Source organism: Foliimonas ilicis, assembly GCF_039939195.1.
Lineage (GTDB): Bacteria > Pseudomonadota > Alphaproteobacteria > Rhizobiales > Rhizobiaceae > Foliimonas > Foliimonas ilicis.
The window spans coordinates 1-14951 of sequence record NZ_JBDUUH010000022.1; the positions used below are offsets into that span (position 1 = coordinate 1).

The 14951-nt window shown below is 55.6% G+C and carries 14 protein-coding genes and 2 pseudogenes; 8 read left to right on the top strand and 8 right to left on the bottom strand.

The window, feature by feature from the left end:
• Positions 1-299: 299 nt before the first annotated feature.
• The 3 genes and pseudogenes from ABFT80_RS27790 to ABFT80_RS27800 all read right to left on the bottom strand — a co-directional run.
• A pseudogene (locus ABFT80_RS27790) lies at positions 300-406 on the bottom strand (plasmid stabilization protein); the annotation flags it as partial.
• A 78-nt stretch (positions 407-484) separates the two neighbouring features.
• Positions 485-892, bottom strand: a complete 408-nt coding sequence (locus ABFT80_RS27795) for a hypothetical protein (RefSeq protein WP_347975192.1) — start codon at positions 890-892, stop codon at positions 485-487.
• Positions 893-900: 8 nt separating this feature from the next.
• Positions 901-1755 (bottom strand): TIGR02587 family membrane protein, encoded by an 855-nt coding sequence (locus ABFT80_RS27800; RefSeq protein WP_347975193.1) that lies wholly within the window; start codon positions 1753-1755, stop codon positions 901-903.
• A gap of 92 nt (positions 1756-1847) precedes the next feature.
• Between ABFT80_RS27800 and ABFT80_RS27805 the strand changes: the two genes are divergently transcribed.
• Entirely contained in the window at positions 1848-2936 is a 1089-nt protein-coding gene (locus ABFT80_RS27805; protein ID WP_347975194.1) for a sensor histidine kinase, read from the top strand.
• Positions 2937-3134: 198 nt separating this feature from the next.
• Here ABFT80_RS27805 and ABFT80_RS27810 read toward each other — a convergent pair whose 3' ends face one another.
• On the bottom strand, positions 3135-4163 hold the full coding sequence (locus ABFT80_RS27810) for a GlxA family transcriptional regulator (protein WP_347975195.1): 1029 nt from the start codon (positions 4161-4163) through the stop codon (positions 3135-3137).
• 204 nt (positions 4164-4367) lie between these two features.
• Between ABFT80_RS27810 and ABFT80_RS27815 the strand changes: the two genes are divergently transcribed.
• The 4 genes and pseudogenes from ABFT80_RS27815 to ABFT80_RS27830 all read left to right on the top strand — a co-directional run.
• A complete protein-coding gene (locus ABFT80_RS27815) occupies positions 4368-4733 on the top strand; it encodes a hypothetical protein (RefSeq protein WP_347975196.1) in 366 nt (121 codons plus the stop codon).
• On the top strand, positions 4642-5337 hold the full coding sequence (locus tag ABFT80_RS27820) for a DUF899 domain-containing protein (protein ID WP_347975197.1): 696 nt from the start codon (positions 4642-4644) through the stop codon (positions 5335-5337). The genes ABFT80_RS27815 and ABFT80_RS27820 overlap by 92 nt, the downstream gene beginning before the upstream one ends.
• A gap of 79 nt (positions 5338-5416) precedes the next feature.
• Entirely contained in the window at positions 5417-5677 is a 261-nt protein-coding gene (locus ABFT80_RS27825) for a hypothetical protein (protein WP_347975198.1), read from the top strand.
• A gap of 63 nt (positions 5678-5740) precedes the next feature.
• Positions 5741-5980 (top strand): annotated as a pseudogene (locus ABFT80_RS27830) (catalase); the annotation flags it as partial.
• Positions 5981-5996: 16 nt separating this feature from the next.
• Here the strand turns inward: ABFT80_RS27830 and ABFT80_RS27835 are convergent.
• The 3 genes from ABFT80_RS27835 to ABFT80_RS27845 are packed head-to-tail and all read right to left on the bottom strand — an operon-like array spanning position 5997 to position 9725.
• Entirely contained in the window at positions 5997-8198 is a 2202-nt protein-coding gene (locus ABFT80_RS27835; RefSeq protein WP_347975199.1) for a xanthine dehydrogenase family protein molybdopterin-binding subunit, read from the bottom strand.
• Between the two features lie 4 nt (positions 8199-8202).
• Positions 8203-9180, bottom strand: coding sequence for an FAD binding domain-containing protein (locus tag ABFT80_RS27840; RefSeq protein WP_347975200.1), 978 nt, complete (start codon positions 9178-9180; stop codon positions 8203-8205).
• Positions 9177-9725, bottom strand: a complete 549-nt coding sequence (locus ABFT80_RS27845) for a 2Fe-2S iron-sulfur cluster-binding protein (RefSeq protein ID WP_455190024.1) — start codon at positions 9723-9725, stop codon at positions 9177-9179. Before ABFT80_RS27845 ends, ABFT80_RS27840 begins: the two co-directional genes overlap by 4 nt.
• 332 nt (positions 9726-10057) lie before the next feature.
• Between ABFT80_RS27845 and ABFT80_RS27850 the strand changes: the two genes are divergently transcribed.
• On the top strand, positions 10058-10462 hold the full coding sequence (locus tag ABFT80_RS27850; RefSeq protein WP_347975202.1) for a host attachment family protein: 405 nt from the start codon (positions 10058-10060) through the stop codon (positions 10460-10462).
• Positions 10463-11069: 607 nt separating this feature from the next.
• Here the strand turns inward: ABFT80_RS27850 and ku are convergent.
• Positions 11070-11897 carry a non-homologous end joining protein Ku gene (ku, locus tag ABFT80_RS27855; RefSeq protein WP_347975203.1) on the bottom strand — a complete coding sequence of 276 codons (828 nt, stop codon included), beginning with the start codon at positions 11895-11897 and terminating at the stop codon, positions 11070-11072.
• Between the two features lie 177 nt (positions 11898-12074).
• Between ku and xth the strand changes: the two genes are divergently transcribed.
• Both xth and ABFT80_RS27865 read left to right on the top strand, forming a co-directional pair.
• Positions 12075-12857, top strand: coding sequence for an exodeoxyribonuclease III (gene xth, locus ABFT80_RS27860; protein ID WP_347975204.1), 783 nt, complete (start codon positions 12075-12077; stop codon positions 12855-12857).
• A 466-nt stretch (positions 12858-13323) separates the two neighbouring features.
• Positions 13324-14601: a phospholipase D-like domain-containing protein gene (locus ABFT80_RS27865; protein WP_347975205.1), complete on the top strand. Its 1278-nt coding sequence runs from the start codon at positions 13324-13326 to the stop codon at positions 14599-14601.
• Positions 14602-14951: the final 350 nt, after the last annotated feature.

Sequence of the window (14951 nt, forward strand, 5' to 3'; positions counted from 1 at the left end):
GAAAACCCCCGATGGCTGGGCGACGGTCGTCATCGAAAATGGCGTCCGGACCCAATATCAATTCGAGCGCTGCGGTTGGGCAGAAAAATTCGCGCGGGATGCTCGGCTTTCTTTTGAAGATCGTACCGTCGAACTAAAAGTGCGGTAAGTGCCCAGCCTGGCTCATGAGTGTACAGAACAGGACCATTGCCGACTCCTGTCTGCAAGCTATCGCTCCACGAATACGCAGGAAGTCGCCTATCATGGACTAACGTATTTGGGAGCTGTGACACCCTATAGCGTTGCGCAATATTGTAAGATCAGTGATGGGAATGGTGTTCAGCATTCCGTTTCTAGTCGCAGCGGCTTTCTTTGCAGATGCTGAGCGTTCTTCTGCCGAGCACGAAGTAGAAGCGCGGCCGCCTTTTCCCACTCTTAGGTGCCCGCCGGATTACCGGTTTGCGTGCTGCACTGGCGCTCTGAAGCGCTTTATCAGGATTGCTTTCTAAGGCTCCACGAAACCGCCTATTTCAAGCCGGATGTCGTTTTCAGACAAGCTGGTCGTATCAAAAATGAACGCTCCTCGGCGCACGGCATGTGCCGCGATGTAATCAAGTTCGATAGTTTTCTGCCGCTCATCTCCGCTGGTCGACGCGACAACCATGACTGCAGAGGCGGCCTCATCCCCATCGTTTGAGACCGAAACCGTGACGAGCGTGCCGTTGCCAATCTGCTCGATCCTATCGACCGACACCACCAAGCGGGGTGGGCTGTTGTCGCCAAACAATGCCTCGTAGGCGAGGAAAACTATCAGGCCAGATACAACGATTGCTGAGATGCCACCCAGTACCCACTCGATGACAGGTCGACCATGGTTTTCAGACAATGTCGTTTTTGTATCGGTTTGCAACATGGCGGCTCTCACAGGATCAGACGTGCGGCGGCTGCCCCGATTGCAGCGGGAAGGGCGAGCACGACCATCGCCATAAGGACGCCCTCCATTTGCAGCCCGTCTGTTCGCGCGAATATCCAAAGCAGAAAAAGACTGATCAACAAAGCGATTACATATCCGGGAAGCGTCAGTCGAATGAATGGGCTCCACCATGGCTCGTTTGGCGACACGTCCGTGCCCCCAGCAAATCCCCATGCAAAAACAAAGCCATGCATTAGGGCGAGCGATACGCCCACCAGAACAAGGGCATGCCATTCGGTCATCTGATAGGAAATCAACATCATCTCCTCGGTCGGGGCGACATTAAACCCGAGAAACAGTGCGCCGACAGCCATAAGGAAGAGTTCGCCAGCGTAAGGCTCAGGCACATCTTTAATTTCCTCGCCATCTGTCGAAGACGCACCGAACTGACTTTTTGCCAGCAAGGCCCCGATGGATGCGGGAACCATTTGGATAGCGACCTTGCCGACAAACTCATCGTGAGGGGTTTGCATCGTCACAGTCCCGAACAGTGCGAGAAGGATACTGCAGACGATCAAGGCAATCGCGAGCGCAATGAGACCATCCAGAACGTCGTCTCGCCATCGCTTCGTCTTTTCAAAACCGATATACCGAGACAAAAGTATGAGAAGGGGCAGGGTAGAAATGATCAGAACAAGCAAACGGGCCCGATCAAGATAAAAGCCCAACCACCAAAGTTCCATGGTCATCAGCATCGGTAGCGAAAATACGAGTGCGCCGCCAATCGCCCGGCCAATATCCCGAAACACCTTTGACGTCTGAAATTCTTGCGGCCGATGGGTCATTTTCACGATTATCGTCAACAATCCTGCAAACATAACATAACTAACGACGCGTAGTTCCCATATCGCGATGCTCCAAACGCTTGTCGCGAAATTGAAAATGTCTATAGATTTTGAGTCATGAACTCATCGTTGCGTTTCCTGGCCGCCGGGGCAAAGCCGCCCGCGAAATCAGCAGTTTCGATTGGTCTGGCACATCGCTTGGCCCGATCGATAACTGGCCTGCAGTGCTTAAAACCACGCTTGCCCTTATGCTACGATCAGCGTTTCCGAAGGCTCTTGTCTGGGGTGACGAAAAAATTACGTTTCACAATGATGCGTTCCGCCCGATTTTGGGAAGCAAACCGAGTGCTATCGGTCGACGGTTCTGTGACGTTTGGGCAGAGGCCTGGGACGAAATTGGTCCAATCGCCGACAGAGCCATGGCGGGCGAAGCCAGCTTTTTCGAAAACTATCCGCTCACCATCAATCGTTTCGGCCGAGAAGAGCAAGCTTACTTCACCTTTTGCTATAGTCCGGTGATGGACGAATACGGCAAGATTCTCGGCATGATGGATACTGTCGTCGAAACCACTGAAACCGTACGCGCTCAGGAAATGGCGCAAGTACTGAATTCCGAGCTGGCGCACAGAATGCGAAACATGATGACACTTGTCAGTTCAATCGCATCTCAAACCATGCGATCGGGAGGGGCATCCGAGCAACTCGAGCAGGTTTTGCTACAGCGGCTTCGGGCTATGGCGAGCGTTCAGGATGTTCTAAAAATAGGTCACGATAACGAAGCGGACATTCAAAGCATCATTTCCAATGCCATCGCGCCACATGTACTGAAGGATGGGCGGTACCACGCCGACGGGCCAAAGCTGGATCTGAACGAAACAAAAGCTCTGGCCTTGTCGTTGGCCATCAATGAACTGATCACAAATGCGATTAAATATGGCGCGCTTTCAAACGATGATGTAACAATTTCCATGTCGTGGTCGAATGAGCCAGGGCAAGCTGATGGCTTCAGATTTGTTTGGGAAGAGAAAGGTGGCCCACCGGTAACGCCTCCCGCCAGAACCGGCTTTGGCTCGCGTCTCATCCAGCGTCATGTCGCTGGCGCGTTTGGTGTTGAAGCAAAGATCACATTTAATCCTTCCGGCGTCCGCTACGAGATCAATCCAACAAGCTCGCTGGCCCACCGTTCTGGTGCCCGGTGACAGTCTTATATGTTAATGATCGTCAAAACGCAGCGGCGAACGATCGGGTGCAATTTACCGGGTCAATGAAAATTAGAATAAGGGAGGAACCCGTCTGCTTGCTTTTTCACAATTGTCGCTCAGATTGTGTGAAGCCCAGTGTCGTCATGATGCCATATGTTCCGACGGACCGGGATAAGACGGAGACTCGGTGGAGGGTCAATGACGCTGGGGATTTCCGACTGCGGACGAGCGTGGCTTGATCGCCTGGGCTTTTCCGATGGCATTCATTTCGCGAAACAGCTGCGGCGTCACGCCAAATCGCCGCTGGAATGCCGTCGTCAATCGGACAGTGGGAAACAGGCCGACATGCACGGCCACAACCTTTAGCGTCACCCCCCGCGTCAGCAGCAATCGGGCTGCGTCCAGCCGCAGGCTTTCGATGTAGCGCGCCGGAGGCTCGCCCGTGATGGCCTGGAACTTGCGGTAGAAAGTCCTCTGGCTGAGCCCGGCGCGCTCGGCGAGGCTTCGAACGTCGAGGGGCAGATGCAGGTTGGCAGGAAGCCACTCGATCAATTCGGTAAAGGGGTTATCGGCCTTTGCCTGCGCCCGCAGGATCGGGCTGAATTGAGATTGGTGGCCCGGCCGGCGAGCATAGAGCACGAGCCACTGTGCAACGCGAGCAGCGGTCGAGGCATCAAGGTCGCTCGCCACCATAGCCAAGGCCATGTCGATACCGGTCGTCACGCCAGCCGACGTCCAGAGATTGCCATCCTCAAGATAGATGCTTTCAGGATCAACTGAAACCAAAGGGTAGCGCTCGGCCAAAGATATGGATGCCTCCCAATGCGTGGCCACTCGTCGGCCGTTGATCAGCCCAAGGGCCGCCAAGATGTAGGCTCCGGCGCAGATCGAACCGAACCGCCTCGCTGCCTGTGCGCATTGCGGTAGCCAGCTTTGCAGTGCAGGCTCGCCGAGGACGGCCATGATCGGATCCTCCAGGGCGCCCATGACCAGAAGCGTGTCCAGGTCATTGATCTTTGTCTGCGAGAGAGCGCGGGTTAGGACAGCCACCCCACAGCTGCTCATCACCGGACCGCCTCGGGGTGAGATCATGTCCACCACGTAGTAATCGGCGCAGCCGCTGCGACGCAGCATGATGTTGGCGGCACCGAAGACTGATGCCGGGCCAGCCGCGTCGAGCAATTCGAAATCGGGGTAAACGAGAAGAGCAACCCGGTACGCCATTGGCAGAATATCGCATCATATTGGCAATCATGCCAGGGAGCTTTTTCACCCGCCTCACGTTTTGGGGGAGGCATTCAGTAAGTGGGCAAGCGTCCACGTGTAACCAAAGCTTGTTCCGTCTGGTCGACCGCAGGACAGCGATCGGGTGGAACTGAGCCCGGCAGGTGACAGGGCTGAGCTGAGACGCAAATCACGGAGGCTAACGTGGCCGATCTTGCACAAGCGACCAGCAACCTGGTGGAATTTGCCGTCCGCAGGCTCAGCTTTGCAGCCAGGCCTTTCTTCGTCCTAACGGCGACGTTCTCCGCCAATTCGCCGCGCTCTATCATTTGTTCCGTATCAAGCCCGTTTCCGATCGGCGACATGACGCTGACGTACCTGCTGATAAGCCTCTTTCAATTGTCGCCCTGCGTGACACTGCTGTCGCAGCGGCTGGCGGACAGCCCGACTCTATTCACGCCAACCAAGGAGACTGAAGATGGAACACAAAACCGTTTCACGCGAGGACTGGCTGGAGGCGCGCCGAGAGTTGCTGAAGGGGGAGAAGGAAGTCACGCATCTTCGCGATGAGGTCACGCAAAAGCGGCTCGCACTGCCATGGGTCCGCATGGAGAAGGAGTATGTGTTTGACACGCCGGATGGTCCGCGCACGTTGGCCGAACTATTCAACGGCCGGTCGCAGCTTCTGGTGCAGCATTTCATGTTCGCGCCGGGCTGGAAGGAAGGCTGCCCGAGCTGCTCCTTCATGGCCGATCACACCGACGGCATGAACCTGCATCTGTCGCATCACGACGTTACCGTGGTCGCCGTCTCGCGCGCAACGCTGGCCGAGATCGAGCGTTATCGCAGTCGCATGGGCTGGAAGTTCCGGTGGGTGTCCTCGCACGGCAACTCGTTCAACCATGATTTCCGGGTCAGTTTCACGCCCGAGGAGATCGCCGCTGGGCAGGTCGACTATAATTTCGGCACATCGGATGAAACCGACGAGGAGTTCCCTGGCATTAGCACTTTCTTCATGGACGAGGCGGGTGCTGTCTTTCACACCTATTCCACATTCGGCCGCGGTGTGGAGGTGATGATGGGCACCTACGCCATGCTGGACCTCATGCCGAAGGGGCGCAACGAAACCGAGGGAATGGGGGACTGGATGCGCCAACACGATCGTTACGATTAGCCGCCCTTGGGGCCAGCGAAGTCGCGACACTACGGATACGTCAAAAAATGCTCGAGTTCAGGAAGATCGGAGATGAGGAATGCCAGATATTCGTCACACAGTGCTTATTGGTGCCGAGGTTGAAGCGGTTTACGACGCTGTCTCTAACCAGGACGGCCTATCGGAATGGCGAACGACCGACGTAAAGGCAAAATCCAAGCCTCATAGCATCGCGCGTTTTTCCTTTGTTCCCGATTATCTCAAGCAAATGCAAGTCGCTGATCTTAAACCGTCTGCCCGGGAGCGGTTGGCCGGCACATGGAAAGCGGAAACGGCAGTCCAGGCGAATGTCGAAGCTTGAAAGGAGAACCCCCAATGTCTTAAACCAACCATCCATCGCCGCGCGTTCCTCGGGTTCGCCGATGAGAGTGAGGCACTCTTCCAGCGTGTTGGCACAATCTCGGTGCCAGCGCAGGATTCATGGCAGGCGGACCGCATACAGGCGGTGGATGAAACGATGCGTTTCAGTGTGTGGACAGGTCTTGAGGCACATAAACCGCTGGGCAAGATCAACCGCGCAAGGAAAGACACTTATCGCCATTCAGCCGAGTTCCGCGAACGGTTTAACGGATGTCCGATTCATGAGCCAAGGCCGGAGTCATAAACGATCAGGGCAGTTATCATCCGAGCCCGTCGATCACCTTGTCGAGCGTCGCGGGTAGATCGCGAACACGAACGCCGCAGGCATGGTAGATTGCATTGACGATAGAGGCCGCCGCTCCGCAGATGCCAAGTTCGCCTATGCCTTTTGCCTGCAACGGATTTGCCCATTCATCTCGTTCTTCCATCAGCACGACTTCGAGCTGCGGAACATCCGCGTTGACCGGCAGATGATATTCGGCGAAGTCGCGATTGACGATGTGGCCATCGCGATGATCGTGGATCAGCTCTTCCGTCAGCGCCATCCCTATGCCGAACGTCATGCCGCCCAAACATTGAGAGCGCGCGGTCTTTTCATTGAGGATACGCCCAGCGGTGAACACGCCGAGCATGCGCCGCAACCGTGTTTCGCCAGTAACGGAATTGACGCCGACTTCCGCAAAATAGCTGCCATATGTCGCCTGCCGAACTTTCTTTTCAGCCTTGCCAGGTTCCGCATGTCCTTCACCGACGATATCGTTGCCGTCGAGAAAATCGCGCAGGGCGATCCGCATGTTGCCCACTACGGCGTGGCCATCCTTCAAGGTCATGTCCTTGTCGTCGCATTTGAGCTTCTTGCAAAGCTGGCGGCGGACTTCCTCGCAGGCCAGAAGCACCGCCGTACCGTTCGACGCTGCGCCAAACGATCCACCAGAACCTGAACCTGGCGGAAGGTCTGTGTCGCCGAGACGCGTTTCTACATCGCCCAACGGCAAACCAAGCATCTCCCCGGCGATCTGGCCGAGTATGGCATAGGTGCCGGTGCCGATATCTGTCATGTCGGTTTCAACGATTGCCCGTCCGTCGCTTGCAAGCGTGACCCGAGCCTTGGATTCGATCAGCATGTTGACCCGCACGGCAGCGGCCATGCCCATACCAATCAGCCATTCACCGTCCTTACGGGTGCCAGGCTTGGCGTTACGCTTGTCCCAGCCGAACCGCTTAGCGCCTTCATCCAGCGTTTCCGCCAGCGTGTGCGATGAAAACGGAATATGTTTTGAAGGGTCTTCATCGGGAATGTTCTTCTTGCGAAGCTCAACCGGATCAAGTCTTGCAGCTTCCGCCAACTCGTCCATTGCGATTTCCAGAGCCGTTACACCAACGGCCTCGCCAGGCGCGCGAACCGAGCCTGCGCATGTGCGATGTACGCGTGCGATCTGGTGTCCGATTTCACGGTTCTCGCCACGATATAGAAAAGGTGTCGCCTGCGTTACCGGTTCGGAAAAGTCCTCTTGCGGAAGGTTTGAAACCAGTGCCTCGTGACCAATGCCGGTCAGCAGTCCGTCCTTATCGGCCGCAAGCCTGATATGTTGTTTGGTTTCGGAGCGTCGCATCGTCGTCTCGAACACCTGCTGGCGCGACATTGCGACGGCAACCGGTACGCCAAGCTCTTTCGCAGCCAGCGCCGCCGCCACCGCTTCCGGCGCAATGCCTAGCTTCGAGCCGAAACCACCACCGACATAAGGTGCCAGAATACGCACCTTCTTTTCCGAAATACCCAAGGCGTCTGCGAGCTCTGCCCGGTTGAATTTGAGCATTTGATAACTGCCGCGAAGCGTCAGGCTGTCACCGTCCCACTCGGCGATGGAAGCATGAGGCTCCATGGCCGCACTCACATGGCCGGGGGTCGTATAATGCTGATCGACCGTGAAGGCCGCTTCCTTCATCGCCTTGTCGAGATTGCCCTGGCTTGCCTGCTTCTTCGCAGGCGTCTCGATCTTCGCATCAGGGTCTTCCGGATCGACGATCGTGTCCCTGTTCTGCTTCAGCTTGAGCTGCAGGATTTGCGCGCCGTGACGCGCTTGCTCGAAAGTATCGGCAACGACAAGCGCGATAGGCTGACCGAAATAATCGATGTCTTTCACGCCCTGAACCGGCGCTTTGCCTGCCGTGCCTTGCGCCGGGTTGCGCAGAAATTGCTTGCCACTAATCACCGTTCGCATGCCGGGCAGCGCATTCACGGCATCAACGTCCACGCCGCTGAGCTTGCCATGCGAAATCGTGGCGCGGACGAGGACGCCGTAACAAACGCCTTCGGGAAGAACGTCCATCGCGTAAGGCGCTGTGCCGGAAACCTTGAGCTTGCCTTCCGGCCGGTCGGCTGGCGTGCCGACCAGCGCCTGCACCATATCGTCGAGACGGTAATTATTGTCCCGGTCGTCTACTTTTAGGTGAAGGGTCATCTGATCAGCTTTCCGTCAGTTCGGTGAGCACGGCTTTGAGCGTGCGGCGTAGAAGCGGAATCTTGAACGCGTTGTCGCGCTGCGCCTTGGCGTTTTCCACGAGCCGTCCAGCAACGTTGTCGAAAAGCTCAGGTGACGGCGCGTTCCCAACCAGCAGTTCTTCGATTTGGCGATTGCGCCATGGCTTGTGCGCGACGCCACCAAAGGCCAATGAAGCGCTGCTGATCTTGCCATTCACCACCTCGATGACGCCCGCGACCGAGACGAGCGCGAAGGCGTAGGATGCGCGGTCGCGAACCTTCCTGTACGTTTGGCGCTGGCCTGCGGGCGGCGGCAGGATGACTGAGGTGATCAGGTCGCCGGGACGAAGTTCTGTTTCCAGATGCGGCGTGTCGCCAGGAAGCCGGTAGAACTCCTCGAGTGCAATCGTGCGCATATCTCCCTTGGCGTCTTCCACTTCGACCTTGGCGTCCAACGCTTGTAAGGCAACGGCCATGTCGCTGGGATGCGTCGCGATGCAATGGTCGCTTGCGCCGAATATCGCGTGAAGGCGCGTCGCGCCGCCTATTGCCTGACAGCCGGAGCCGGGCTCGCGCTTGTTGCAGGGCATTGCAGTGTCGTAGAAATAATAGCAACGGGTGCGCTGTAGCAGATTGCCGCCAGTGCTGGCCTTGTTGCGCAACTGTCCGCTGGCCCCTGCCAGCAGCGCTTTGGAAAGCACAGAGTAGGTAGAACGAATTGCTTCATTGGCTGCCAGATCGCTGTTGCGCACCATCGCGCCGATCCGCATTCCGCCATTGGGAAGCTTTTCGACTTCGTCCAGATCAAGTCTGCTGATATCGACGAGGCTGTCCGGCGTCATCACCTCCAGCTTCATCAGATCCAGAAGATTGGTGCCTCCCGCAATGAAGGTTGCGCCTTTTGCGCCAAGGTCGGCCGCCTCGTGGCGCGACTGTGCACGCGTATAATCGAACGGCGTCATGATCGGCTCCTTGCGACTTCCATGATGGCGCCGACAATGTTGGGGTAAGCCGAGCAACGGCAGATATTGCCGCTCATTCGCTCCGACACTTCTTCGATTGAAAGGTCTGGTTTCGCAGAAACGTCCTCGCTGACATGGCTTGGCCAGCCAGCCTTGACCTCCTCCAGCATTGCGGTTGCGGAGCAGATTTGCCCCGGCGTGCAAAAGCCGCATTGAAAGCCGTCATGAGAAATGAAAGCCTGCTGCAGCGCCGAAAGGTGTTCTGGAGTGCCCAAACCCTCGATCGTCACGATCTCATCGCCATCATGCATGCAGGCAAGTGTCAGACAGGAATTGATGCGGTTGCCATCCACGATGACCGTGCACGCACCGCACTGGCCATGGTCGCAACCCTTCTTGCTGCCTGTCAAATTCAGATGGTTGCGTAGCGCGTCGAGCAGCGTGGTTCTTGTGTCGGCGTCGAGGGAATAAATTTCCCCGTTCACCTTCAGTTCGGTTTTCATGCGACTTCCCTTTGTCGATTGGGTACTTGCGCGTGTTTGCAACGACACAATTCGTCATGCTGTCGAATGGTTCCGATTTCACAGAATATCTGTGGTGAGGTTTCTGGGACGACTGCACGACCATGTCGCGGTGGTTTAGACAAAAGCCTTCACACGCGCAGATGGAGCGGCGCCGTAGGGCGGATAAAGTTTTTCGGGTTTCAGTACGAAATGTCGCCAGATTCATCCAGACTTCACCATGGATGCCCGTCCATGTGCTGGACATTCCGGCCCCTTTACGTTCAATCGACGGAACTCACCAGGGACAGCAAGGGTTACTATAAAGGAGCTTTTACCGACCAACGGTGGAACGTCGCTCATCCGTGGAGATCAAAATGAGAATTTCTCAAGACACTATTATTGCCATCGTTGATGGTGAGAGGCTCAGCCTGTTCAAAAATGCGGGCGATGCGGCGAATATCAAGCTGCAGGCTATGCCGTCAGCGGATGTCGATAGCTCAAAAACCTCGTCTGGTGGTCGCCACACTAGTAGCTCCGCCAATCCTGACAATAGCCAGCAAGAAGAAGACGGTTTCAGCAACGGCGTTGTGGATATGCTGAACAAGCAGGTGCTTAACGGGACAATCAAAAGCCTCGTTATTGTGGCGGCACCGCGCACACTGGGAGAAATGCGTAAGAATTACCACAAGTCACTATCCGACATTTTGGTCGGCGAATTGGATAAAGATTTAACGGGCCATTCGATGCAGGATATCGAAAAGGCGCTTACGGCATCATAACATTCTCTTGGTGCATTACGAGCCGACAGATAGCCTTTGCAGTTCACGAACACCTCACTTTCCAAGGCTCACGCCGAGATGTCTTTCGGTGGCAGGGCATCTCCTGCGCGGATCGTTTGCCTGAAGCGCTGATGGAACTTATTGCCTCTATGAAGATTGTAATGCGCCGCCGTCAACACTGTGGCAACTCAGGCAACAGCCCCTCTTGCCCCGGCAGGAGGGGTTTTATGTTGTTTTGCGGCGGAGCTTATCAGCGGCTCGTGGATTGGGAGCATGAACAGTTCTGTCTATTTGCTCGTCACACAGGAGGACCATATGACCGGAAATCCAGAAATTGACGCTCGGCTTTAAGGCTATGGAATGCTTTGGATGAAGCGCGGCGACTGACGAGGGAAGTGGGACGTCACAAGATGGAACGACGCAGTTTGTGCCTGGATTTGACAGTCGATGAGGTTAGGCGCAAGCGAATAAAGGTTTCGCCTCGCTGTGGCCCAAGAGAGTGAGAGGGTAAAGAACGCGCTCGCGTGTATGCGGCGTCAGTGAGTATATCTCTGAACTTGACTTGCGTTAGGATCGTTTGCGCTCTGGAAGAGACGGCATCGTTTTTTTAACTGGCTCTCTTCCGTCGAGCTGCGTTTGATTTCACCGGTAGCGCACCGCCTTCCTTCTCCAAGCTTTTCCGAAGCACATCTGCCAGATTGATGACATTCTCTTTGGGCCGAGGTGCGGGCTTCGGTGGTTTCTTACCCTGCTGCTTAGCTTTGATCATTTCGATCAGGGCATTCTCGTAAGTGTCTTCAAAGGCGGAGGGGTCGAACTTCGTCATCTTCTTTTCGATTATGAGGGACGCGATTTCCGCCATTTCTGGATCGATCTTGATGTTACGCATGTCGTCAAAAACGGATTTAGCAGAGATCACTTCATTATATGGGCGCAGCGTTGTCATCGTGATGCCGTCGCCGGTGGCCTGAATGACGACCTCACGGCCCGGCTGGTAAAGCACGATGCAGGAGCGCGCGGCTGCCCCTTTCTTTCTCAGCGCCTCGCGGAAGACGGCGTAGGCTTCGTTCGCAACCTTGTCGGCAGGCACGAGATAATAGGGCTTGTCTAGGTAAAGCGGATCGATTGTCTTTTCATCGATAAACCCATCAACTTCCAAAGTATGTTCCGATTGGAGCTTCAGGGCTTTGATCTCGTCGGGTTCAAGGTGCAGGAAATCTCCAGCGTCTAATTCGAAGCCTTTGATGATGTCTTCGCTCTCAACCGTCTTACCCGTCGATTCATCGATGTAAGCGCTTTTGACCGGAAGCTTGTCTTTGCGGTTTAAAATTCGAAAGTGGAGCTTTTCGGATTCGCTCGTCGCGCCGACCAGTTTCACAGCGCAAGCAACCGATCCAAATTTCAAAAAACCTTTCCAGACGGCGCGCGGGGTCATTGGCTTACTCCAAAGCGATCATCTCGAACGCTGTTTAGGGCAGGTGGTTCCGTAGAGTTTGATCTGCGGCGGAACAAAGGCCCCGCCGCCACGTTCGTTGCGATCGAGGAGAGCCGGTTTGAAGGCGTATCTAATCTATTCCACTCACTGCTATTTCCGTCGCGCGGATAGTACGAAATGAAGATAGCGACTTTCAACGTCAATGGTATCAATGGAAGGCTGCAAGTGCTTTTGCGCTGGCTCGCTGAATCGGAGCCCGATATCGTGTGCTTGCAAGAGCTGAAGTCACCTGACGAGCGCTTCCCCCATCGTGAGATCGAGAAGGCGGGGTATGGCGCGGTCTGGCACGGTCAGAAGAGCTGGAACGGCGTTGCCATCCTTGCACGGGAACGGGAACCCATCGAGACCCGACGCGGCTTGCCCGGTGATCCGGACGATACACACAGTCGCTACATCGAGGCTGCAATAGAAGGGATCCTGATCGGTTGCCTATATTTGCCTAACGGGAACCCTGCACCGGGGCCGAAATTCGACTACAAGCTGCGTTGGTTCGAACGTCTGACATCCTATGCCAGCGAATTGCTGTCGCATAATATCCCGGTCGTTCTTGCCGGCGACTACAATGTCATGCCGACTGATCTTGACGTCTATAAGCCAGAGCGCTGGCGCGACGATGCCCTCTTCCGAACCGAGGTCAAGGAGGCATTCCATACTTTAAAAGGGCAGGGCTGGACGGACGCTCTGCGTGAACTCCATCCAAATGAGCGCATCTACACCTTCTGGGATTATTTCCGGAATGCATGGGGTCGTGATGCTGGCCTGCGTTTGGATCACTTTTTGCTATCGCCATCCATTTCAGAACGCCTGCAGGTTGCGGGCGTAGACCGGCATGTTCGCGGCTGGGAAAAGGCGAGTGACCATGCCCCTGCCTGGATTGAGGTTGAGAAGGCAAAAGAATGATCGACCCACATTCCGCGTTTCGCATCCAGGTCATCAAGTGCCCGTATGGCGGGATTTTTCAGCCGTATAGCTCACGCAATCACCAGTTACGTACGCAAGATGTGTATCTCGCCTCTGATAACATGGGCTAGGATTCCTTCGCCCTGTCTATCCGCGCGCTCGCGAATTCAAGTGGGAGTCTCGAGGGGAGGGTTGCGCCATAGCGCGGCCAGCGCTCGAACGTCGTGATCGCGGTCCATGATCATAAGCCCGCGTCCAACTCGAGCTGTCTTCCTGTTTCGCGTCAAGAAGGCAACGAGGCAGCGAACGGTGTTTCCAACGAGAGGTCGTTACTTGGTCCCGTCTACATTTTATGTCGTCAGAAGAAGCTTCGCACGTCATTTTCCTGAGCCGTGGCAAGCCCGCAATCTCCATGGACAGACGGTTTTACTACTGTAAAAATCATGCCACGCAAATTGGGGTACATATGAGCCGGAAACGCATCGCGCAGATCGTCCTAGCCTTGACGATTACAGGAATCGTGTCCGTTATCACGGTCAATCTCATGCCGGCGCGCACCCAACTGCGTGATCCTATCCCGCACGTGAGCTCTGTCGCTGAGCCACAATTCCTTCGGACCATGCATTCGATGTTCCAAGGAGATATCTTGACAGGCAATTCCATCCAAACCCTGGTCAACGGCGACGAGATCTTTCCGCCCATGCTCGACGCCATCCGGAAGGCTAAAGTCAGCGTCAACTTCGCCACTTACATCTATTGGTCCGGCGAGACTGCCGTCGCATTCGCCAATGCGCTCGCGCAGAAATCACGCGAAGGTGTGCCGGTACGAGTTCTTGTTGATTTTGTCGGTTCAATTCAGTTTGACGAAGACATTATTGCCATCATGACGGAGGCGGGCGTTGCGTTCGAGAGGTTTCGGCCATTGCATTGGTATACTCTGGATCGGATAAATTATCGGACGCACCGCAAGCTGCTGATCGTCGATGGGCGTGTCGGCTTCACAGGGGGCGTCGGCATCGCTGACGAATGGCTGGGGGATGCGCGCAATTCTGACGAATGGCGTGACAACCACTATCGCGTCGAGGGACCCGCAGTCGCGGATATGCAGGCAGCGTTTGCCGAAAATTGGATCGAGGCGACCGGCGAGGTGTTGCAGGGCAACAGCTTCTACCCTGAGCTAAAGGATGCTGGGAACCTTCGTGTACAGCATGTGAAGTCTTCACCTAGCGGTGGCGCGAAGGCTATGCATCAAATGCTGATGATGGCTATGGCTGGCGCGACCCAGAATATCCGTATCGCCATGGCTTATTTTGTACCGGATGACGTAGCTATACAGCAATTGCTGGATGCCAGTTCGCGCGGCGTCGTGATCGAAATTATCTTGCCCGGCGGCCAAACCGACGTTCCCATTGTGCGGCACGCTTCGCGCTATTTTTGGGGTGAGTTGTTGGAAGCGGGTATACGCATTTTCGAGTACCAGCCGACAATGTATCACCCCAAAGTTCTCATAGTGGATGCGTTGTGGACTACAATTGGCTCAACCAATCTCGATGAACGCTCGTTCAGGCTCAACGACGAATCGAACCTCAATGTCTACGATGAGACGTTTGCTCAGACCCAGATCGACATCTTCAACGCCGATCTCCGTCTTTCTCGACGGGTCACGTTGGAAGAGTGGAAGAGCCGAACTTGGTTGGAAAAGGCCAAGGACTGGACCGCGAGTTGGCTGCGCACGCAGCTTTAATGGCGGCACGTTCCAAATCGTCGTGGCGGCCGGGCTCTGGAGCCTGCAAATCCCATCGTCACAAACCGTCCATGGTTCAAAACAAGCAATGCGATCGCTGCGTTCGAGGGACCTGCGAAGACTGGCGATGACTTGAAAATAAGACTGCGTACCAAGCGTATGATACTGCCCAAGCGGGGAACGTCCAAGTCTTGGGGCTTCAAACCGGCGCAGCGAAAGAGTGTGTGTTTCGGCGTGGAATATTGACCCCTCTGGCAGGGTGATCGGCGTCCAATTTTGACCCCCCTCCTGTTTCGTCTGACCATCCGTCTTTTGATGGCGGATGGAGGGGGAGTTGAAGCGAGTGGATA

Excerpts from the sequence above, each read along its gene's own strand:
- ABFT80_RS27810 (WP_347975195.1), bottom strand. The coding sequence starts at position 4,163 with ATGGCGTACCGGGTTGCTCTTCTCGTTTACCCCGATTTCGAATTGCTC.
- ABFT80_RS27795 (WP_347975192.1), bottom strand. The coding sequence starts at position 892 with ATGTTGCAAACCGATACAAAAACGACATTGTCTGAAAACCATGGTCGA.
- ABFT80_RS27820 (WP_347975197.1), top strand. The coding sequence starts at position 4,642 with ATGGAACACAAAACCGTTTCACGCGAGGACTGGCTGGAGGCGCGCCGA.
- ABFT80_RS27825 (WP_347975198.1), top strand. The coding sequence starts at position 5,417 with ATGCCAGATATTCGTCACACAGTGCTTATTGGTGCCGAGGTTGAAGCG.
- ABFT80_RS27840 (WP_347975200.1), bottom strand. The coding sequence starts at position 9,180 with ATGACGCCGTTCGATTATACGCGTGCACAGTCGCGCCACGAGGCGGCC.
- xth (WP_347975204.1), top strand. The coding sequence starts at position 12,075 with ATGAAGATAGCGACTTTCAACGTCAATGGTATCAATGGAAGGCTGCAA.
- ABFT80_RS27850 (WP_347975202.1), top strand. The coding sequence starts at position 10,058 with ATGAGAATTTCTCAAGACACTATTATTGCCATCGTTGATGGTGAGAGG.
- ku (WP_347975203.1), bottom strand. The coding sequence starts at position 11,897 with ATGACCCCGCGCGCCGTCTGGAAAGGTTTTTTGAAATTTGGATCGGTT.
- ABFT80_RS27865 (WP_347975205.1), top strand. The coding sequence starts at position 13,324 with ATGAGCCGGAAACGCATCGCGCAGATCGTCCTAGCCTTGACGATTACA.
- ABFT80_RS27835 (WP_347975199.1), bottom strand. The coding sequence starts at position 8,198 with ATGACCCTTCACCTAAAAGTAGACGACCGGGACAATAATTACCGTCTC.